Here is an 18,209-nt window from a genome sequence, read left to right on the forward strand (position 1 = left end):
ATTCGATGAAACGGCCGTCCCGGTCTTGGCGAGAATGGCTCGAACGGAGCCGCCCGAAGCTCGCCGACCGGAGCGGCGCCTCGGCCATCGAATTCGCGATCCTCGCCGCGCCCTTCCTCCTGGCGATCTTCGTCCTGTTCCAGACGGTGATGATCTATGCGGTGCAGATGTCGCTGAGCTTCGAGAGCCAGCGCATGGCGCGGCAGATCCGCACCGGCAAGGTGACCGGCAGCGCGATGTCGGCCGACGACTTCCGCACGGCGATCTGCGACAAGCTGCTGCGCCTCGTCACCTGCGGCGACATCGCCATCGATCTGAAGACCTATTCGAACTTCGCCGAACTGCCGCGCAGCCTGCCGGTGGTGAGCGGCAGCCTCGACCGGAGCAGCTTTCGCTTCGACACGCCGCCGGCCGGCGCCATCGTCATGCTGCGCGTCTTCTACGAATTGCCGATCCTGGGCCTCGCGCGCGAATCCTTCGGCAATCTCAGCAATGGCCGGCATCTCGTCGCCGCGACGACCGTCTTCAAGACGGAGCCCTTCTGATGCGCCGGCTGACGACTTTCCTGCGCGAGCGCCGGGGCGCGGCGGCGATCGAATTCGCCTTCATCCTGCCGCTCGTGCTCCTCGTCTATGTCGCGTCCCAGGACGTCGCCCTCGCCTTCTCCTTCCAGCGCAAGCTCGACAATTGCGCCGCCAATCTCGCCGATCTCACGGCGCAGCTGACCTCCCTCAGTCGTAGCGAGGTCGCGAAGGTCCTCGACGTGCGCTATCCGATCCTGGCGCCCTTCGACGACAAGCGCCTCGGCGCCCGCCTGTCCGTCGTGACGCTCGACGCTGCCGGCAAATCCTCGATCGCCTGGTCGATCGCGCCGGCCGGCAGCATCCTCGCCGCCCGGACGAAGGGCAGCGCGATGGATCTGCCGAAGGAGATGGTGGAATCGGGCGAGACGAGCTTCATCTTCGCCGAGACGAGCTACCGCTACGACTACGTGCTCGGCGGCTTCGGCCTGACGGGCTCCCTGGATCTCGCCGCGACGAGCTATGCCCGCTCGCGCGGCCGCGCCCTGCCCAGCTGCACGGATTGCTGAGGCGGAGCCGGCCGCTTCGCGCGTTGTCCCGGCACTGCGATCATTCGCCCGTGAACGGATCCCCGCCTCGATGGTTCGCCTTGCGGAACGACGAGGAGGACCGGCATGGCCTTGGTTCAGAAGCCGCTGCGCGACCAGACGATCGTGATCACCGGGGCGACGTCCGGCATCGGGCTCGCCACCGCGAGGATGGCGGCGAATCGCGGCGCGCGGCTGGTGCTGGCGAGCCGCAACGGCGAGGCGCTCGCCGAGGTCGCGCGCGAGATCGCGGCGGCGGGCGGCTCGGCCGAGACGGTCGTCGCCGACGTGGCGAGCGAGGCCGATGTCGCGCGCATCGTGGCGACGGCGCTCGCCCGGTTCGGCACCTTCGACACCTTCGTCAACAATGCCGGGACGGCCGTCTATTCCAATCTCACCGAACTGCCGCTCGACGAGCACCGGCGGATCTTCGAGACCAATTACTGGGGCACCGTCCACGGCTCGCTCGCCGCCGTGAAGCTCTTCCGCGAGCGGGAGGGCGGCGGCACGCTGATCAATGTCGGCTCGGTGAATTCCGACTTCGCCATTCCCTATCTCAGCGCCTATGCCGCCTCGAAACACGCGGTGAAGGGCTTCACGGACGCGCTGCGCCTGGAGCTTCTGCACGATCGCGCCCCGGTGCAGGTGACGCTGATCAAGCCGTCCGGCATCGCGACGCCCTTTCCCAAGCATGCCCGCAGCCGGATCGGCGCCGAGCCGCGCGTCGTGCCGCCGCTCTACGCGCCCGAACTCGTCGCCGACGCCATCCTGCATGCCGCGACCTATCCGGTGCGCGACATCACGGTCGGCGGCGCCGGCCGGGCGATCGCCGTCGCCACGGCGCTGGCGCCGAACGTCATGGACCGGGTGCTGGCGGCCGGCGTGCCGCCGCTGTCGGAAAAGCCGCGGCCGCCGAGCCCGGGCGACGATCTCGACACGGCCGACAAGGATGGTGACGTACACGAGCCCGGCTCGCGCGGCATCCCCTTCAGCCCCTACACGACCCTCCAGAAATATCCGCCCTCGGCTTTGGCGCTGAGCGCCCTCGGGATCGGCATCCTCGCCGCGCGCCACCTCCTCGGCGGCCGGGGCAGGGCGGGACGGGGCTGAGGCGCCGCGCGCCCGCGACCGTTCGCCGGCCCGCCGTTCAGTCGGTCCCGGCCGTCAGCCGGAAATCGGCGAAATCGACGAATTGGTCCGCCGGGCTCGCCCAGCTCTCGTCGTCGCCGCCGAAGAAGGTCGAGAAGAGGAGGCCGTCGATGCCGGCGCCCTCCGGGCCGGCGAGCGTCAGATCGGCCGCCTCGACCACCGTCTCGCCGTCGATCGAGACCTCGATCCGGCCCGTCGCGTCCCCGGCCGCGCCCGCCGAGACGCGTTCCGTCACCAGGGTCCAGCGGCCGGGCACGAAGCGGAAGCTGCCGCGACCGAGGCTCGCGCCGCAACGTTGCTGCCGGCCGGGCGCGTAGAGATAGAGTTCGCCCGCCCCGCCCGCCCGCCACATCAGCCGGGCGGAGAAGCCGGAAGCCTTGCCCTCCGCGATGCAGCCGCGCGGCGCGGCGCCGCCGAAGAGGCCGGGCAGCTTGCCGCCCTTGACGAAATCGAAGCCGACCGGAAAGCGGACCTTGTAGCTGAGACAGGCGGCGACCCTGACCGGGCGCCGCAATTCGAAGCCGAGCCCGCCCCGGACATCGCCATGGCCCGGGCTGAAGGAGCCGGCGGGATAGGAGACGCGCAGCACCGGTCCGCCGCTGCCGGGCTCCGCCGGCCGGACGGTGAGATTCTCCTTGCCCCAGAGATGGGCGACGTCGCCCGCCTTCGTCGTCACGGCGGCGACGAGATCGAGCGGCGCGGCGCCCGCGCAGCCCGCCGGCGCGGCCATGGCGGCGGGCGCGGCGAGGAAGGCGGCCGAAGCGGCGGCGAAACCGGCCAGACAGGCAGCGAGGCGAAGCATCCTACGATCCGGGTCCGTGAACGGAAGGGTGACGCACGGGCGTGAACAAGGCGTCGCCGAGGCTCCAGGGATGCCGCGCCGAGGGGGCGGCGTCGAGACTGCCCGACAAGGTCGCCGTCGCCAGCATGAAGAGCGAGATGCTCGTCACGAGATAGGGGCCGGACAGCCGGGCGCCGAAGCTCGGCCGCGTCAGCGGGCCGCCGGAAGTCTTCGCCTGCCGGGTCCAGCGCTGCCGGTCCGGGTGGTGATAGGCGAAGATCTTGATCGCGGCGCCGACGACCTGGTTGTAATAGAGCGCGAAGACGAAGAGCGGGTGGAAGCGGCCCGTCGTCAGCCCGTAGAGCGCGCAGAGCACGCCGCGCGACAGGAGCACCCAGACGAGATAGAGGGTCAGGACCGTCGCGTCCTGCGTCAGCGCGAGAAGGATCGCCGTGGTCGGCCCGAGCAGCGAGGTCCACATCGACAGGCGCTGATCGAGGAGCGCGATCCACAGGAACCAGCCGCAGCGTTTCGGGCCGAGGGCGACGGCGCGGCCATTGCTGCGCACCATGTTGCCGTACCAGCGCAGCATCAGCGCCGAGGAGGCGCGGACGAAGCCGCCGGCGGGCAGTTCTTCCACCGGATGCACCGCGACATCCCGCACGTAGAGCATGTCCCAGCCGGTGCGGAGCGTTTCGAACCAGGTGCTCTTGTCGTCGCCGGTGAGCATGCGGATGCGGCCGAGGCGCGGATGATCGACGTGATCCCCGGCGACGGCATTGACGAAGCCGTTGCTCGTCGCCAGCCGGGCGCGGAACACGGAGAAGCGCCCGGTGAGGACGAGGAGCCGGCGCGAGAGCGCCATGGACCCCATCAGATTGTCGCGCTGCATCATGCGCGCCCGGTACCATTCGCGCGTGAAACCGCCGCCCTTCACGATCGGCAGATTGTCCGTCGTCACCGCGCCGACGCGCGGCTCGGCGGTTAGCACCGCGCAGGTCTTCCGCAGCGCGTCCTCGCCGAGAAGCGTGTCGCCGTCCATCAGGACGACCTGCGCGCCGGCCGGCGGGTGATCGGCGGCCATCAGGTCGAGCGCCGCCGCCATCGCATCGCGCTTGCCCTTGCCGCGCTGGGAGATGATCTCGACGCGGCTCCCTTCCGGCAGGTCGCGCCGGGCGAAGCTGCGCTCGATGGTGAGGACGTCGGCATGATCCGTCACGCAGGCGACGACCATGGTCGGCACGCCGAAGCGCGCGATCTCGTCGAAGAGACGGCCATAGACCGCCGCGTTCAGGGCCTGCGGCATCCGATAGCTCGTCACCAGGACATAGAGCGCCGGCGGCGGCGCCGCCGCCTCGGCGCGGGCCCGGATCTTCGGGAACACGAGGCGCGAATAGATGGCGGAGCGCGTGAGATGCATCGCGCCCCAGGCCCAGCGCCAGAAGCCGACGAGCCCGAAGGACAGGATCGCCGAGGCCGCCTCCAGCCGGGGCAGTTCGGGCGGCAAGAGGGCGAAGAGGCCGACGAGCAGCCCGGCATAGAGCAGCCAGCCGAGAAGGGCCGCCGTCCGGCCCGACCGTTCGACGAAGGCGGGAAGCGAGGCGACGCGCATCGCGCTAGACGGATTCCGGCGGAAGCCCGCCCGCCAGGCGGTCGGCCTTGCCGATCGCCAGCGGGTCCTCGTCGGGCGCGCCGGGCCGCAGCCAGCCGGCGAAACGGTCGAAGGCGTCGAGCCCCCAGCGCGCGCCGGGCAGCCGCGCCGCCAGCGCCGCGAAACCGACGGGCGCCATGACCGAGGCCGGCAGGCCGACCGGCGCCCCGGCGATCGGGCGGTCGAGGCGCACCGTCATCAGCCCGTAATCGTCGAGCGTGCGCAGGCTCGTCGGCAGGCCGGCCCGGCCGGTATCGCCGGGATTGAAGTTGACGGCGACGACATGGCCAGCGACGCCTTCGCTCCGATCGGCGAGATAGACCGTCACCGCCTGCCCCTGCCGCACGAGGTTCAGGCGCGGATTCTGGACGAGCGCGTCCACCACCGTGCCGTTCGCCTCCGTGCCGTCGCGGACGAGCTCGGCGATGCGCGCGCCGGAGAGGATGTAAGTCCCGGGCGTCGCGGCGATGGCGGAGACGGTGCAGTCGCAGGGCGAGACGATCGGCAGCGGCTCGTCGAGGCCGGCGAGCACGGTCCGCAGGCGCGCGATCGTCGCCTCCGTCGTGTCGATCGCCTGCCGGAAATCGGCGGGCGCCTTCTGGGTCGAGCGTCCGTCGCTGTTGAAGCGCCCGGCCTCGGCATTGGCGAGCTTCTGGCCGGCCGTCTCCTCGGCGGCCTTGGCGGCGGAGAGCGAGCGCTTCAGCCCGTTGAGCGTCTGCTCCTCCTGATCGAGGCGCTGCTGGCCGACGACGTCCTTCGCCTTCAGCCCGGCGAGGCGCTGATAGGCGCGGGTCTCGGTCTCGACCTGCGCCTCCAGCAATTGCCGATTGGCCGTCGCCTCGACGAAATCGGTGCGCGAGGCCTGCACGAAGGTGGCAAATCCGGCGCTCGCCTGTTCGAAGGCCCGCTTCTGCTGCTCGAGATCGGCCTGGAGCGCGGCGATCTGGGTTTCGGTGGACAGTCGCGCGCGCGGGCCAGCGAGCGGCCGGATCGAGGCGATCCGCTCGCCGAGCCGCACCCGGCTGCCGACCATCAGCCGGTCGCCGACGAGATAGCCGGCTTCCGGCGCGTGGAGCTGCTGAAGATCGCCGGCGATCGCCGCATAGTCCGTGGTGACGGTGAGGAGGCGGGCGGCCGCGAATCCGCCGCCGGCGACGACGATGGCGGCGAGACAGGCGAGCTTCGCGGCCTGGCCGAGATCGCGCCAGAGCCGGGAGCGCCGCCGCGCCGGCCCGACTTCCGTCTGCGCCACCGGCAGGCCGCCGATCACGGCGACCTCGCCCTCGACGCCGCTCTGGATGAAATGGTCGATGATCCGCGCCTTCTCGGGCGCGAGATCGATGAAGCGCAGGCCCCGCGCATAGGGTCCGGCGGTCCAGGTCACTTTCGCGTCGGCCGCGATCAGCACGGAACAGCCCGCGAGCGGCACGAAGAGCTTCACCGCGTGGATCGAGCCCTCGGCCGCGCCGAGGCAACCGTCCTCCAGGCTGAAGCCGCTGATGCTCCAGTCGACGGCCTCGCAGAGGCGGCCATCGGCGAAGCCGATCGTCAGCGGCCGGTCGACCCGCTGGTGCATGCGCTTGCCGCTGGCGCTGGCAAGCGAAATCCTCGGCGCCTTCGCCAGTCTCTCGTCGAGATCCAGAGCGACGATACTCATGCCAAGCCCCCCGCCGCCGGCCGGCCCCTCGCCCGCCCGATCGCCACCCGCGATCCTGGCTTCGTCGCGCCCGGCATCGAGACAGGCTGCCAGGGAGATGTTGAGAACCCGGCCGGGAAACCGCTAGGATTTTACCGAAGGCCTTCGATCCGAGCCCGCTTATGGATTGATCCTTGCTGCCTCCGTCGCAGCCTCGTCATCCCGGGCCCGACCCGGGATCCATGCCTCCCGCGATAGCGTAAGGATAAGGGTGGAGGTAGGCGTCCTTCCACGTCGTTTCCTGCCCGTCGCGACCGGTTTGGAATGGATCCCGGCTCAAGGCCGGGATGACGATGCGGCGAGTTGGGCGGGTCTCTGGGAAGGCACGACGATAGGAAGCCTCCGGCGGGTTTTAGGCATAGAGGTCGGCGCGCGTCGACGGCAGGCCCGAGGCGCCGCGATGGCGGCGGGAGGCGAGCGTCTGGTAGAGACAGACGGTGTTGCGCTCGAAGGCGATCGAGCAGGCGGCCAGATAGGCGAGCCAGAGCCGGGTCTTCGGCGCGCCGACCAGGGCGACGGCCTCGTCGTAGCGGGCGAGCAGCCGGTCGTGCCAGTGCCGGCAGGTGCGCTGATAGTGCTCGCGCAGGTCCTCGACGTCATGCACCTCGAAGCCGTGCCGCTCCAGCGACTGCAGCGTGGAGCCGATATTGTCGAGCTCGCCGCCGGGAAAGATATACTTGGTGAGGAGGCGGAATTCCGGATTCTGCCGCCGGAGCAGCTTCTTGCGGCGCTTGGCCGGGCGGGTGATCGCCTGATGGAAATAGAGGCCGTCCTTCTTCAGGACGCGCCGCACGGTCTCGTAATAGGCGTCGTACTGGTCGAAGCCGAGATGTTCCTGCATGCCGACCGAGGAGACCTTGTCGTATTTGCCGGTGACGTGCCGATAGTCGCGGATGTCGATCGTGACGCGGTCGGCAAGGCCCCGCCGGCGCACCTCTTCCTGGGCATAGGCGACCTGCTCTTCCGACAGGCTGACGCCATGGGCATGGACGCCGTAGCGCTCCGCCGCATGGATGCAGAGGGCGCCCCAGCCGCAGCCGATGTCGAGCAGCCGGTCGCCGGGCTTCAGGCGCAGCTTGCGGCAGATATGGTCGAGCTTGGCCTCCTGCATCGCGTCGAGCGAGGCGTCCCAGTCCGTCGCATAGCCGCAGGTATAGACCATGCGCCGGTCGAGGAAGAGCGCGTAGAACTCGTTCGAGACATCGTAGTGATAGGCGACGTTCTCCTTGTTGCGCCGGGCGTCGCCGCCCTCCTTCTCGGCCGCGACCGCCTCCAGCGGCCAGTCGGAGCCGCGCGGAAGAAACAGGAACTTCAGGCCCGTCGCGAGCGCCAGCCGGCGGTCGAGGCTGCGGCGCACCTCCGCCGTGCGCACGCTCGGCCGCCGCGCCACGAGATCGAAGATCGAGCCGTTGAGGATGTCGATGCGGCCCGCGACCCAGAGATTGGCGAGGGTCTCGGCCTTCGGCGCGCGCAGGAGCGCGGCCACCAGATTCTCGTCGGCAAGGGCGATGGCCGGCGCGTCGGCCGGCCAGTCGGCCGGCACGAAGCCGCCGTCCCAGAGCCGGAAGCCGAGATCGAGCCCGAGGCGCTCGCGCGCATGGGTCAGGAGCCTTCGAAGCGCGTCGAGACGCTCCCTCGCCTTCGCATCCATGACGTCCATCCCGCTCCGCCCCTCTTTCTCCTAGCAGATCGCGGGCGGACGGCCAGCCTTCCCGCCGCGCCCCGCCGCGCTCAGGCGAGACCGGCCGCCTTGCGCAGAGCCTCGTTGATCCGCTCCTGCCAGCCGGGCCCCTCCTCCTGAAACCAGTAGAGAACGTCCTGGTCGATGCGCAGCGACACCATTTCCTTGACGCCCGGCGCGGCCGGCGCCGGATCGGGCAGGCGCTGCGGCGTGGTCGTCTTGCGGAAGGCGGCTTCGGCGGCATCGCGCGGATTGGTCGGTCGGCGGGTCATCGGTCCCCTTTCGCCATGGTCGAATCCTCGTCTCCCGTTCACCGCAGCCGTCGCATCGTCTCGAGGCCGCCCTGCGAGGAGGACCTTGTCAATGCTGGCCCGTCTTTGCCGGCGCAGTGAACCGGAACCCATGCCCTTCCCTATAGGCCGCGCGTGCCGACCGCCAGACGCGAGCCGCGCTCGACGCTTTCCCGCGATCGCCATACGCCGCTCGGCGCGTGGCTCGATCCCGCCGAGGCCCGCGCCGGCGTCGTCCTGCTTCGCGACGGGCCGGTGATGCGCGCGTTCGTCATCCTTCCGAGCTTACCGGTCGTCGCGCAACCCGATGTTTCGCGCCGCCACCCGACCGGGCCGAATCATGCGCCCTCAAGTAGATCTAGCAGTTATGCTCAGTGAGCATATGATACTATTGTTGCAATATCATGAAATATCGTAGTATGGCCAAATGTGTCTTTTCGGAGACTCGTATTTTGTCATGAAATGTCACAATCTATCGCGTTGTTGCTTGAATTGTGGCGATGTTTCAAAGAGCCGGCCGGAAGGTTGATGGGGATCAACCTAACGTCGACTTCGAGGCATCTTTCCCATGACGATCAAGAAACTCCTGCTCGGCTTCGCGGCGGCTCTGGCCGCGGTCTCGGGCGCTAGGGCGGCCGACGCGCCGGTGACGCAGGTCGAGCCGGAACCGGTCGAATATGTCCGCGTCTGCGACGTCTACGGCACCGGCTTCTTCTACCTGCCCGGCACCGAGACCTGCCTGAAGATCGGCGGCTATGTCCGCATGCGCGTCCAGGCGAACGATCAGGAATATAACAGCGATCCCGACCGCGAGCGCTTCAACGGCGCCGGCACGCTGATCGGCGACGACTACACGGTCGGCACCCGCACGCGCGCCCGTCTCGAATTCGACGCCCGCGAGGAGACCGAGCTCGGCACGCTGCGCGGCAAGGTGCGGCTGGAAGCCAACAACACCTTCAACGACAGTGCCGCCTATCAGATGGACGAGGGCTATCTCCAGCTCGGCGGCCTGACGGTCGGCTATCTCGACACGGTCTGGACCGCCAATGACGGCGGCGTCGAAGACGGCCTGCTGCTCGACGAATACGACTTCGCCACCGGCGACTTCAACGCGAACCGCATCTCCTACACCTATTCGGCGAGCGGCTTCTCCGGCACGCTGTCGCTGGAGGACGACGGCTCGGGCGATTTCGTGCCCGACGTCCTCGCCAAGCTCGCCTACAAGGGCAAGTGGGGCGGCGCCTATGTGATCGGCGTCTATGACGAGGACAGCGGCGAACAGTCGAACGCGCGGCGCGGCACCAACCCGCTCGACATCCGCACCATCTATAGCCTGACCACGGACGAGTTCGACGGCGACGGCAAGGACGGCGCCTTCGCCGTCAAGGGCGGCTTCCTTCTGAACAACCTCGTCGCCGACAAGTCGGTGCTGAAATTCGAAGGCCATTACGCCTTCGACCCAACCATCTATGCCCGCATCGACGATGTCGGCCGCGTCTCGACGCGCGGCACCAACGACTTCAACCAAAGCTCGCTCAACAGCATCAATGGCGGGCGCCTGAACATTTCGAGCGAATGGCAGGTCGGCGGCGCCTACCGCCAGGATATCGGCAAGCTCTTCGTCATCGCCAACGGCATCTACGGCCGGACCTTCGACCTCAACGCCACCTCGCCGGGCTTCAACTACGGCAATGTCGGCTCGATCGACTATTGGGGCGTCGGCGGCGATATCGGCTACAAGGTGACCTCGAACTTCACCGTGAAGGCCGAAGTCTCCTATGTCGATCTCGACCTGCCGGCCAATGTCGACGATTTCGACCAGACGCGCGGCTTCATCGAGTTCCGCCGCGACTTCTGACGTCCAGACACGGACGATCGGGGGCGGCGTCGGCTTCGGCCGGCGCCGCCCTTTCCTTGTCCGGCAGGCCAAGCCCATGACTTGCTTTGCGAAGGGTCCGCCGATCCGCTAGACGGAAGCCGTCATGCCGGCCTCTCCGTCACCGCCCCCGCGCCCGTTCCTTCCGCCCGATGCCGCCGACGCTCCGGCGATCGCGGCGGTCGAAGCCGATCTCCGGCGCATGGTGACGCGCTTCTACACCGCCGTGCGCGACGACGCGCTGCTCGGCCCGCTCTTCGCCGAGGTCGAGGACTGGCCCGCCCATCTCGACCGCATCGCCGCCTTCTGGTCCTCGATCGTGCTGGGGACGGGGCGCTACAAAAGCAATCCCTTCGGCGTGCACCTGCCGCTGCGCGAGCGGCTGGAGCCCAGGCATTTCGAGCGCTGGCTGGCGCTCTGGTCCGCCACCGCCCGCGCCAGTCTCGCGCCGCCGCTGGCCGACCATGTGGCGGCGAAGGCCGCCCGCATCGCGGACAGCCTCCGGGCCGGCCTGCTGTTCCGGCCGGAACCGGCCTGACGGGCCGCCGTCAGGCCGCCTCGTTCCCCGCCGCCGGCGCGGTGCCGCGCCAGCCGAGCGCCGGGGCGACCTCCGTCAGGATCGTCTCGATCACATGGGCATTATAGGCGACGCCCAGCTGGTTCGGCACGGTGAGAAGCAGCGTGTCGGCCTCGGCGATCGCCTCGTCCGTCTTGAGAAGCTCCACCAGCCGGTCCGGCTCGGCGGCATAGGAGCGGCCGAACACCGCCCGCATATTGTCGATGATGCCGACATGGTCGCCATCCTCGCCGCTGCCGAAATAGGCGCGGTCCTCGTCGTTCACCAGGGCGAAGATCGAGCGCGACACCGAAACGCGCGGGCTGCGCGTATGGCCGGCCTCGCGCCAGGCGGCCCGATAGGCACGGATCTGCTTGGCCTGCTGCACATGGAAGGGCTCGCCGCTCTCGTCCGCCTTGAGGGTCGAGCTTTGCAGGTTCATGCCCTGGCGCGCCGCCCAGACCGCCGTGGCGTCGGAGGCCGAACCCCACCAGATGCGCTCGGCAAGGCCCGGCGAATGCGGCTCGAGGCGCAGGAGCCCCGGCGGGTTGGGAAACATCGGCCGGGGATTGGGCGCGGCGAAGCCCTCGCCCTTCAGGAGTTCGCGGAAGACCTCGGCATGGCGCCGGCCCATATCGGCATCGCTCTCGCCCGGTGCCGGCGCGTAGCCGAAATGGCGCCAGCCGTCGATCACCTGTTCCGGCGAGCCGCGGCTGAGCCCGAGCTGGAGACGGCCGCCGGCGATGAGATCGGCGGCGCCGGCATCCTCCGCCATGTAGAACGGGTTCTCGTAGCGCATGTCGATGACGCCCGTGCCGATCTCGATGCGGCGCGTCCTGGCGCCGATCGCCGCGAGAAGCGGAAAGGGCGAGGCGAGCTGGCGGGCGAAGTGATGGACGCGGAAATAGGCGCCGTCCGCGCCGAGCTCCTCCGCCGCGACGGCGAGATCGATCGATTGCAGCAGCGTGTCTGCAGCCGAGCGCGTGCCCGAGCGCGGCGAGGGCGACCAATGGCCGAAGGAGAGAAAGCCGATCTTCTTCATCGCGAAGCTCCTTTCGAGCGGAAGGGGCCGGCCGGCCTCGTCTCCGCTGAGGCGCGGAGGCCGCCGTTCCGCCGTCCCGGGTTCTCAGATACGCAAGCCTGACGCCCTCGGCAAAAGGCGGCGCCGGGGAATGACTGTTCGAGTTTCGTGAACGATGCCGCGCGCTTCGCCGCCGAGGGAAAGATCCGGGCGCGGCCGCGTTCCAGCGAGATGACGTCGCCGACCGATCCAGAAGGCTCTCCGACGCCCTCCGCCGAATGGGACCTGCCGGCGGCGGCGGGCTTCGGCTCGTCGGTGCGGCTCTCGGGGATCGAGCGCGAGATCCGCGCCCGGCTGCCCTGGGCTCAGCGGCCGGGCCTCAGCGTCGAGACCGGCCGCATCGTCCTGCGCCTGCCGGAAGCCGATGCCGACGCGCTGGCGGCGGCCGCGCGGATCGTCGGCGAAACGGTCGCGCGTCTCGACACGCTGCCGGTCCTGCCGCGCGAATTGGAGGACATTCTCGCCATCACCGCGCATGAGCGGCAGAAATGGACGAAGGACGGCCGGCTGCAGAGCGCCGGCACCCGCACCGTCAAGCTGCGCGGCCGGGCGAAGGCGGTGACCTTCCATGTCTTCGATCCCCGGCATGTCGAGGACGTGCTCGACCGCGACCTGCCCTCGCTCTGGCGGGAGGAGGACCGGCAGGCGGGCGCCGAGACGCGTCGCCGCGCGGCGGCCAAGGCCGCCGAGACGCGCGCCGGGCGAGGCGCCGGCAAGCCCGCCGCGCCGCAGGCCCGCCCGCCGCGCGACGAGACGCCGCGCCCGCGCCTCGAAGGCTGGGACGCCTTCGCCGGCACCGGGCTCCTGCGCTGAGGCCGGTCGAAGACGTCGCCGCCCGTCAGCCCTTGCCGGGGCCCAGGATCTTGCGCCGGGCGGCGGCCTTGCGGTTCGCCCGGTCGATGCGGGCGTCTTTATCGCGCTCCGCCTGAAGCCGCGCCGCCTTCAGGCGCGCCGACTTCTCCTCCGTCGTCTCCACCCGGCTCTCGCCCGGCGGGCGGTTCGTCTCGTCCATCGCCTGCTCCCTCGTCATACGACGCCCTGATCGCATGCGGGACGGGGCGTCTCCAAGCCCGGACGGGAGATTTCCCGGCTGCCGAATCGGCCCGGAACGGGGCCGGAAAGCCTTCGTTTGCCGTTCATCGAAGCAATCACCGAGGAACGAAATGGTTACGACAGTCGGAACGGAAGCAACGATCCAGGATCTGGTGCAGAATCTGCTCTATCTCGAACATGACGCGATCGCCGCCTACGAGACGACGATCGATCGACTGAACAATGCGCAATACAAGCAGCAGATCGCCTCGTTTCGCGAGGATCATCTTCGGCATGTCCAGGAACTGCGGAAGATGGCCGGCATGCTGGGCATCGAGAGTCCGACGGAAGGCGATGCCAAGCAATGGCTGACGACGGGCAAGGTGGCACTGGCCGGCCTGATGGGCGACGGTGCCGTGCTCCAGGCCATGCGCTCCAACGAGGAGGACACGGTCGCCGCCTATGAGCGGGCGAGCGAACATGCCGATGCCGCGCCGGAATCGCGCCGCTTCTTCGCCGCCTTCGCGGCGGACGAGCGCCGGCACCGGGAATGGATGAACCAGACCTCCGGCAACGCCTGACCGGCACCGGCGCCGCGTCCCGAAAGGGGCGCGGCGCCGCGCGAAAGGGGTCTTCAGGGATGGAGGCTCGCCCCCTTCGTCGCCCTGTCCACATCCTTGCGGGGGCCGTGCAGGGCGAGGCCGACGAGATCCGGCGCCTCGGCCGGCTCGGCCTTGAAGACGGCGCGATTGGCCGCGTCGTGCCCGGTCGCGAACATCGAGCGGCTATAGGCGGCGCGGACGAGGCCGCGCTGGAGCGCTTGGTCGCGGGCCCGGCGCAGGATCTCGCCCGAAGCGGCGAAGATCAGCATCGGCTGGCCGAGAAGGCGCGCATAGGCGCGACCGGCCGCGTCCTCGTAAGCCTCGCCCATCGCCTCCGGCACGGCGCCGGCGATGCCGCTGGCGAGAAAGGCGGTCACGTTCAGCTTCTGCCACATCGCCAGATCCTCGTGGACGAGAATCGCCACCTTGGTCTCGAACATCGCGCTCTTCCCTCATTTGTCGTCGAGGCGAGCTACGATGGTTCGGCGGCACCGTCTGGAACGTTCGTGCGCCCGGCGCGATAGGCCGCCGGCGTCAGCCCGTAGGCGCGGCGGAACCAGCGGCCGAGATGGCTCTGGTCGGCGAAGCCGCTGGCATGGGCCGCCTCGGCCGGCGGCACCGCCTCGCGCAGCAGCGCCCGCGCCCGGGCGAGCCGCAATTCCACGAGACAGGCATGGGGCGAGGTGCCGTAGCGGCGGCGAAAGGCGCGGGCGAGCTGGAAGCGGTCGGGCGCGCCGGCGGCGCGCGCCAGCTCGTCGAGACCGAAGGGCCGGTCGAGATGGGCCTGGAGATAGTCCATCGCCCGCTCGGCGAGCGCCATGCCCGGCTCGCCGCCTGGCGCCGGGGCGGGCGCCAGGCCGAGATGCCGCCGCAGCCCGGCCAGGACGCGGTCGCGGGCGGCCTCCGTTTCGAGGCGCGGCGCGGCGGATAGCTGCGCGTCGCAGGCCGCCGCGATGGCGAGCGCCAGAGGCCGGTCGTCGGCCAAAGTCTGCCGAAAGCCGATCGCGGCGTCGCTGCCGCCCATCTCGCGCCGCAGCCAGCCTTGCGGCAGATAGAGCATGCTATAGGCGAAGCCGGCCTCCCGCAGCGCCTGCCCGTCATGCCGCTCGCCGGGCTCGATCAGGATGACGCGCCCGGCGGTGCTCTGCCGGCGCGCGCCCCGGCAGAAGAAATCCTGCACGCCGCGATGCGTCACCCCCACCAGCCATTCGTCGTGCTGGTGCATGTCATAGGCATGGCCGTGGAATTTCGCGCGGACCGCCTCGACCCCGCTCGCCGCCTCGCGGCGCCAATGCAGCCTGTCGCGGCCCCTGTCGGGCGGGGCCGCAGGGAGAGAAGCGCCGGCGCGGATCGTCATGGCGCGACGAAACAGGAGTTCCGGCCGCGCCGCAAGACCGCGCCCGGCGTCAGCATCAGGCCTCGTGCGCCCGCGCGCCGAGGAGCATGGTGAGGCCGCCGGCCAGCGTCGCCACGGCGCAGAGCGCGATGGCGCCGCCCGCCCCGAAGCCGTTGACGAGCAGGCCGCCCGCCACCGCGCCGGACGCGATGGCGATCTGGAAGGTCGTCACCAAGAGCGCGCCGGCGCTTTCGGCGTGATCGGGCGCCGAGCGCGTCGTCCAGCTCTGGATGCCGACGGGGAAGGCGCCGAAGGCGAAGCCCCAGAGCGCCGTCGCCGCGAAGGCGACCGGACCGACCGCGCCGAAGGCGAGAAGCGCGAAGACCGCCAGCGACAGGGCGAGCGAGCCGAGCGCCACGGCGCGGCGCGGGCTGCGCTCGGCCACCGCCCCGCCGGCGAGATTGCCGAAGAAGCCGCCGATGCCGAAGGCGAGCAGCACCAGCGAGATCGTCGCCACGTCGAAGCGCGGCACGGTTTCGAGGAAGGGCCGCACATAGGTGAAACCGGCGAAATGCCCGGCGATGACGAGAAGCACGGTCAGAAGGCCGATGCGGATCGCCGGGCGGCGCAGGACGAGGGCGAAGGTGCCGAGGCCCGGCGCGTCGGCCGGCGGCAGGCGCGGCATGGTGGCGAGCTGGGTGGCGAGCGCCGCCGCGCCGAGCAGCGAGGCGGCGAGAAAGGTCGGCCGCCAGCCCCAGAGATCGCCGAGAAAGGCGCCGAGCGGCGCGGCGGTGACGGTGGCGGCCGACACGCCGGTGAAGATGATCGACATGGCGCGCGGCATCAGCCGGGCTGGCACGAGGCGCAGCGTCAGCGCGGCGGCGAGCGACCAGAAGCCGCCGAGCGCGATGCCGAGCGCGACGCGGGCGCCGATGAGGATGGCGATATGGTCGGCCGCCGCCGCCAGGAGGTTCGAAAGGACGAGCAGCAGCGACAGGCTCCAGACGACGATGCGCCGGTCGATCCGCGCCGTGCCGATGACGATGGCCGGGCCGGCGAAGGCCGCGACGATGGCCGTCGCCGTGACGGCCTGCCCCGCCCCGCCATTGCTGACGCCGAGATCGGCGGCGATCGGCGTCAGCAGGCTGACCGGCAGGAATTCCGCCGTGACCAGCCCGAAGACGCCGAGCGAAAGGGACAGGACCGCCGGCCAGGCGGGATGGGTGGGCTCGGCCGGGGCGGTCGGCCGAAGGGCCGGCGCCGCGCCGCCGAGAGGGGCGACCGTGTCGCTCATATCGGTTTCTCCGTGAAACGCCGCGAAGCTATGCTGGCGCCGCCGGACTTTCGATGCTAGAAAATCCGATATGCTTGACCGTTCGTCCAATTCGGCAGGTCCCGACGCCGCCGATCCCTTGAGCGATATGCTGCGGGGGCTGCGTCTCGAAGGTGTCAGCTATGCGCGCTGCCGGCTGGCGGCGCCCTGGGGCTTCGGCTTTTCGGCCCCGGCCGAGGCGCGCTTCCACTTCGTCGCCGAACGGGGCTGCCATCTCCTGACCCCGGGGGGCGAATGGCTGGAGCTCGGTGCCGGCGACGCGGTGCTTCTGCCGCGCGGCGGCGACTATGCGCTGGCGAGCCGGCCGAGTTGCCCCTGCCAGCCCTTCCCGCGCTGGGAATGCCGGCCGATCTGCGACAACATCTACGACCTCGAGACCGGCGGCGCCGGCGAGGTCTCGGTCCTGTTCTTCGGTTCGATGCGCTTCAACTTCGACGCGCTGCACCCGCTGCTCCGCATGATGCCGGTGGTGATGCGGGCGCAGGAGCTGATGCGCCACGAGCCGGCCATTCCGCATCTGCTGGAAGCGATGGGGGCGGAAGTGGCGATGAACCGCGTCGGCGCCGGCGGCATCCTCGCGCGGCTCGCCGATGTCCTGGCGGCGCAGATCATCCGCTCCTGGGTCGAGCATGGCTGCGGCGATTCCTCCGGCTGGATCGCCGCCGTGCGCAACCCGGAAATCGGGCGTGTGCTCGCCGCGATCCATGCCGATCCGGCGCGCGACTGGCCGCTCGCCGATCTCGCCCGGCTGATGGGCGCCTCGCGCTCCAGCTTCGTCGAGAAGTTCACGAGCATGGTCGGCGAGACCCCGGCCCGCTATGTGGCGCAGGTGCGGATGCATCAGGCGCGGCAATGGCTGCTCCACGACCGGCTGCGCGTCTCGGAGATCGCGCTCCGGCTCGGCTATGATTCGGAAGCCTCCTTCAGCCGCGCCTTCAAGCGCGTGGTCGGCCTGCCGCCGAGCCGCGTCCGCCCGGCCGCCTCCGCCTAGCCGGCCGGCGCCACCTCGCGGCTGCTGGAGGAGGCGATCGCGGCGCGGGCGCAATCGGCGAAGCTGCCGCTCGGCCCCTCGTCGCCGCTCGCCTGCCGGCTGATTCGCGCGCCCTCCACCATCAGCGCCAGCATGTCGGCCAGCCGCTCCGGCTCGGCGAAGCCGGCGGCGCGACAAAGCGCCACGAGGCGCAGGCGCTGCGTCCGCTTGAAGGCCGCGATGGTCTGGCGCACTCCGTCGCAGGCCTCCGACAGTTCCACCGCCGCGTTCGAGACCTCGCAGCCGCGATCGGCGCGCAGCGCCTCGCCGACGAGAAGCACCCAATGGTCGAGCTGGCGGCGCGGCTCGCCCGGCGCGGCGGCCTCGACGCTCGCCCAGAGCGCCTCGGCCTCGATCGCCGCCTGGTTCAGGCAGGCGACGATCAGATCGTCCTTCGAATGGAAATGGCGGTAGAGCGTCATCTTGTTCGTGCCGGCCGATTCCGCGATGGCGTCGACGCCGGTGCCGCGAATGCCGCAGCGTCGGAACAGGCTGCGCGCCGTGTCGAGAATGCGCTCGCGCGGCCGACAGGAAACGGACGCCTTGTCCGCCATGGAATCCGACATCGAAGGACCTGCCCTCCAAAAACCGACCCGAACCCTCTTGACGGGATGTTACCGGTCTGTCACGTCATGCTTGTTACTGACCTGTAACACCCGCCGCGCGGGCTGACAAGCGTCAGATGGGGGCGAAGCCGGCGATGGGAAGTTGCGGAGCGGTGAACGAGCCGACACAAGGAGTTGAACCGATGGCGGACTGCGCACGCACCGAGCCGACGATCGACGAGATCCTGGCCGACCCGACCGTGAAGGCCCTCATGAAGGCCGACCGCGTGAATCCGGACCGGCTCCAGAGCAAGCTTCTCTGTCTGCGCCGCCTGATGGCGCGCCAGGCCGCCGACCGCGAGGACGACGTGGTGTCGGGTCTCGCCTTCGCGCCGCGCGCCGCCAATGCCTGGCTCGCCCAGGGCTGACGCAAGCGGCATCGAATCGGAACCATCGAGATCG

Annotated in this window: 20 protein-coding genes; 9 read left to right on the forward strand and 11 right to left on the reverse strand. The window is 70.1% G+C overall.

Annotated features, from left to right (window positions below):
• Positions 1–5 precede the first annotated feature (5 nt).
• The 3 genes from IEY14_RS23850 (at position 6) to IEY14_RS23860 (ending at position 2,218) form a co-directional block, all read left to right on the forward strand.
• Complete coding sequence (locus IEY14_RS23850; RefSeq protein WP_188913030.1) at positions 6–545, forward strand: TadE/TadG family type IV pilus assembly protein; 540 nt, start codon at positions 6–8, stop codon at positions 543–545.
• Positions 545–1,090 (forward strand): TadE/TadG family type IV pilus assembly protein, encoded by a 546-nt coding sequence (locus tag IEY14_RS23855; protein WP_188913032.1) that lies wholly within the window; start codon positions 545–547, stop codon positions 1,088–1,090. Before IEY14_RS23850 ends, IEY14_RS23855 begins: the two co-directional genes overlap by 1 nt.
• A gap of 105 nt (positions 1,091–1,195) precedes the next feature.
• Positions 1,196–2,218, forward strand: a complete 1,023-nt coding sequence (locus IEY14_RS23860; RefSeq protein ID WP_188913034.1) for an SDR family oxidoreductase — start codon at positions 1,196–1,198, stop codon at positions 2,216–2,218.
• Between the two features lie 37 nt (positions 2,219–2,255).
• On the opposite strand, the gene IEY14_RS23865 is transcribed toward IEY14_RS23860, so the two are convergent.
• From IEY14_RS23865 to IEY14_RS23885, 5 genes are all read right to left on the reverse strand, one after another.
• Positions 2,256–3,059: a polysaccharide lyase gene (locus IEY14_RS23865; protein WP_188913036.1), complete on the reverse strand. Its 804-nt coding sequence runs from the start codon at positions 3,057–3,059 to the stop codon at positions 2,256–2,258.
• A gap of 1 nt (position 3,060) precedes the next feature.
• Entirely contained in the window at positions 3,061–4,650 is a 1,590-nt protein-coding gene (locus IEY14_RS23870; RefSeq protein ID WP_188913038.1) for a glycosyltransferase, read from the reverse strand.
• A gap of 4 nt (positions 4,651–4,654) precedes the next feature.
• Positions 4,655–6,346 carry an HlyD family secretion protein gene (locus tag IEY14_RS23875; protein WP_188913039.1) on the reverse strand — a complete coding sequence of 564 codons (1,692 nt, stop codon included), beginning with the start codon at positions 6,344–6,346 and terminating at the stop codon, positions 4,655–4,657.
• Positions 6,347–6,737: 391 nt separating this feature from the next.
• A complete protein-coding gene (locus tag IEY14_RS23880; protein ID WP_188913084.1) occupies positions 6,738–8,036 on the reverse strand; it encodes an SAM-dependent methyltransferase in 1,299 nt (432 codons plus the stop codon).
• A gap of 80 nt (positions 8,037–8,116) precedes the next feature.
• The gene (locus IEY14_RS23885; RefSeq protein ID WP_188913041.1) at positions 8,117–8,338 is read right to left on the reverse strand and encodes a BrnA antitoxin family protein; all 222 of its coding nucleotides are present in this window, start codon (positions 8,336–8,338) and stop codon (positions 8,117–8,119) included.
• A 586-nt stretch (positions 8,339–8,924) separates the two neighbouring features.
• On the opposite strand from IEY14_RS23885, the gene IEY14_RS23895 reads away from it, so the two are divergent.
• Both IEY14_RS23895 and IEY14_RS23900 read left to right on the forward strand, forming a co-directional pair.
• Positions 8,925–10,214: a porin gene (locus IEY14_RS23895; RefSeq protein WP_188913045.1), complete on the forward strand. Its 1,290-nt coding sequence runs from the start codon at positions 8,925–8,927 to the stop codon at positions 10,212–10,214.
• Between the two features lie 124 nt (positions 10,215–10,338).
• A complete protein-coding gene (locus tag IEY14_RS23900; RefSeq protein WP_308422079.1) occupies positions 10,339–10,770 on the forward strand; it encodes a group III truncated hemoglobin in 432 nt (143 codons plus the stop codon).
• Positions 10,771–10,780: 10 nt separating this feature from the next.
• On the opposite strand, the gene IEY14_RS23905 is transcribed toward IEY14_RS23900, so the two are convergent.
• Entirely contained in the window at positions 10,781–11,830 is a 1,050-nt protein-coding gene (locus IEY14_RS23905; protein WP_188913047.1) for an LLM class flavin-dependent oxidoreductase, read from the reverse strand.
• Positions 11,831–12,040: 210 nt separating this feature from the next.
• Between IEY14_RS23905 and IEY14_RS23910 the strand changes: the two genes are divergently transcribed.
• On the forward strand, positions 12,041–12,682 hold the full coding sequence (locus IEY14_RS23910) for a hypothetical protein (protein WP_188913088.1): 642 nt from the start codon (positions 12,041–12,043) through the stop codon (positions 12,680–12,682).
• 25 nt (positions 12,683–12,707) lie between these two features.
• Here the strand turns inward: IEY14_RS23910 and IEY14_RS23915 are convergent, their stop codons facing one another.
• Positions 12,708–12,881 carry a hypothetical protein gene (locus IEY14_RS23915; RefSeq protein ID WP_188913049.1) on the reverse strand — a complete coding sequence of 58 codons (174 nt, stop codon included), beginning with the start codon at positions 12,879–12,881 and terminating at the stop codon, positions 12,708–12,710.
• Between the two features lie 151 nt (positions 12,882–13,032).
• Between IEY14_RS23915 and IEY14_RS23920 the strand changes: the two genes are divergently transcribed.
• Positions 13,033–13,482 carry a DUF2383 domain-containing protein gene (locus IEY14_RS23920; RefSeq protein WP_188913050.1) on the forward strand — a complete coding sequence of 150 codons (450 nt, stop codon included), beginning with the start codon at positions 13,033–13,035 and terminating at the stop codon, positions 13,480–13,482.
• 53 nt (positions 13,483–13,535) lie between these two features.
• Here the strand turns inward: IEY14_RS23920 and IEY14_RS23925 are convergent, their stop codons facing one another.
• From IEY14_RS23925 to IEY14_RS23935, 3 genes are read right to left on the reverse strand one after another with little or no spacing between them, the layout of a single operon-like run.
• Positions 13,536–13,943 (reverse strand): DUF2000 domain-containing protein, encoded by a 408-nt coding sequence (locus IEY14_RS23925; protein ID WP_188913052.1) that lies wholly within the window; start codon positions 13,941–13,943, stop codon positions 13,536–13,538.
• Between the two features lie 32 nt (positions 13,944–13,975).
• Positions 13,976–14,860: an AraC family transcriptional regulator gene (locus IEY14_RS23930; protein ID WP_188913054.1), complete on the reverse strand. Its 885-nt coding sequence runs from the start codon at positions 14,858–14,860 to the stop codon at positions 13,976–13,978.
• Positions 14,861–14,915: 55 nt separating this feature from the next.
• Positions 14,916–16,133 carry an MFS transporter gene (locus tag IEY14_RS23935; RefSeq protein ID WP_188913056.1) on the reverse strand — a complete coding sequence of 406 codons (1,218 nt, stop codon included), beginning with the start codon at positions 16,131–16,133 and terminating at the stop codon, positions 14,916–14,918.
• 70 nt (positions 16,134–16,203) lie between these two features.
• On the opposite strand from IEY14_RS23935, the gene IEY14_RS23940 reads away from it, so the two are divergent.
• Positions 16,204–17,163, forward strand: a complete 960-nt coding sequence (locus IEY14_RS23940; RefSeq protein WP_188913058.1) for an AraC family transcriptional regulator — start codon at positions 16,204–16,206, stop codon at positions 17,161–17,163.
• Here the strand turns inward: IEY14_RS23940 and IEY14_RS23945 are convergent.
• Positions 17,160–17,768 carry a TetR/AcrR family transcriptional regulator gene (locus tag IEY14_RS23945; RefSeq protein ID WP_188913059.1) on the reverse strand — a complete coding sequence of 203 codons (609 nt, stop codon included), beginning with the start codon at positions 17,766–17,768 and terminating at the stop codon, positions 17,160–17,162. The two genes, IEY14_RS23940 and IEY14_RS23945, sit on opposite strands and share 4 nt — an antisense overlap.
• Positions 17,769–17,950: 182 nt before the next feature.
• Here IEY14_RS23945 and IEY14_RS23950 point away from each other — a divergent pair, with 182 nt between their 5' ends.
• Entirely contained in the window at positions 17,951–18,175 is a 225-nt protein-coding gene (locus IEY14_RS23950) for a hypothetical protein (RefSeq protein WP_188913061.1), read from the forward strand.
• Positions 18,176–18,209: the final 34 nt, after the last annotated feature.

The sequence above is a fragment of the Aureimonas endophytica genome (assembly GCF_014642635.1).
In the GTDB taxonomy this organism is placed as follows: Bacteria; Pseudomonadota; Alphaproteobacteria; order Rhizobiales; family Rhizobiaceae; genus Plantimonas; species Plantimonas endophytica.

What these genes read in the sequence shown, in the direction of transcription:
- IEY14_RS23850 (WP_188913030.1), top strand. Translation starts at nt 6, where the DNA reads ATGAAACGGCCGTCCCGGTCTTGGCGAGAATGGCTCGAACGGAGCCGC.
- IEY14_RS23855 (WP_188913032.1), top strand. Translation starts at nt 545, where the DNA reads ATGCGCCGGCTGACGACTTTCCTGCGCGAGCGCCGGGGCGCGGCGGCG.
- IEY14_RS23860 (WP_188913034.1), top strand. Translation starts at nt 1,196, where the DNA reads ATGGCCTTGGTTCAGAAGCCGCTGCGCGACCAGACGATCGTGATCACC.
- IEY14_RS23865 (WP_188913036.1), bottom strand. Translation starts at nt 3,059, where the DNA reads ATGCTTCGCCTCGCTGCCTGTCTGGCCGGTTTCGCCGCCGCTTCGGCC.
- IEY14_RS23870 (WP_188913038.1), bottom strand. Translation starts at nt 4,650, where the DNA reads ATGCGCGTCGCCTCGCTTCCCGCCTTCGTCGAACGGTCGGGCCGGACG.
- IEY14_RS23875 (WP_188913039.1), bottom strand. Translation starts at nt 6,346, where the DNA reads ATGAGTATCGTCGCTCTGGATCTCGACGAGAGACTGGCGAAGGCGCCG.
- IEY14_RS23880 (WP_188913084.1), bottom strand. Translation starts at nt 8,036, where the DNA reads ATGGATGCGAAGGCGAGGGAGCGTCTCGACGCGCTTCGAAGGCTCCTG.
- IEY14_RS23885 (WP_188913041.1), bottom strand. Translation starts at nt 8,338, where the DNA reads ATGACCCGCCGACCGACCAATCCGCGCGATGCCGCCGAAGCCGCCTTC.
- IEY14_RS23895 (WP_188913045.1), top strand. Translation starts at nt 8,925, where the DNA reads ATGACGATCAAGAAACTCCTGCTCGGCTTCGCGGCGGCTCTGGCCGCG.
- IEY14_RS23900 (WP_308422079.1), top strand. Translation starts at nt 10,339, where the DNA reads ATGCCGGCCTCTCCGTCACCGCCCCCGCGCCCGTTCCTTCCGCCCGAT.
- IEY14_RS23905 (WP_188913047.1), bottom strand. Translation starts at nt 11,830, where the DNA reads ATGAAGAAGATCGGCTTTCTCTCCTTCGGCCATTGGTCGCCCTCGCCG.
- IEY14_RS23910 (WP_188913088.1), top strand. Translation starts at nt 12,041, where the DNA reads ATGACGTCGCCGACCGATCCAGAAGGCTCTCCGACGCCCTCCGCCGAA.
- IEY14_RS23915 (WP_188913049.1), bottom strand. Translation starts at nt 12,881, where the DNA reads ATGGACGAGACGAACCGCCCGCCGGGCGAGAGCCGGGTGGAGACGACG.
- IEY14_RS23920 (WP_188913050.1), top strand. Translation starts at nt 13,033, where the DNA reads ATGGTTACGACAGTCGGAACGGAAGCAACGATCCAGGATCTGGTGCAG.
- IEY14_RS23925 (WP_188913052.1), bottom strand. Translation starts at nt 13,943, where the DNA reads ATGTTCGAGACCAAGGTGGCGATTCTCGTCCACGAGGATCTGGCGATG.
- IEY14_RS23930 (WP_188913054.1), bottom strand. Translation starts at nt 14,860, where the DNA reads ATGACGATCCGCGCCGGCGCTTCTCTCCCTGCGGCCCCGCCCGACAGG.
- IEY14_RS23935 (WP_188913056.1), bottom strand. Translation starts at nt 16,133, where the DNA reads ATGAGCGACACGGTCGCCCCTCTCGGCGGCGCGGCGCCGGCCCTTCGG.
- IEY14_RS23940 (WP_188913058.1), top strand. Translation starts at nt 16,204, where the DNA reads ATGCTTGACCGTTCGTCCAATTCGGCAGGTCCCGACGCCGCCGATCCC.
- IEY14_RS23945 (WP_188913059.1), bottom strand. Translation starts at nt 17,768, where the DNA reads ATGTCGGATTCCATGGCGGACAAGGCGTCCGTTTCCTGTCGGCCGCGC.
- IEY14_RS23950 (WP_188913061.1), top strand. Translation starts at nt 17,951, where the DNA reads ATGGCGGACTGCGCACGCACCGAGCCGACGATCGACGAGATCCTGGCC.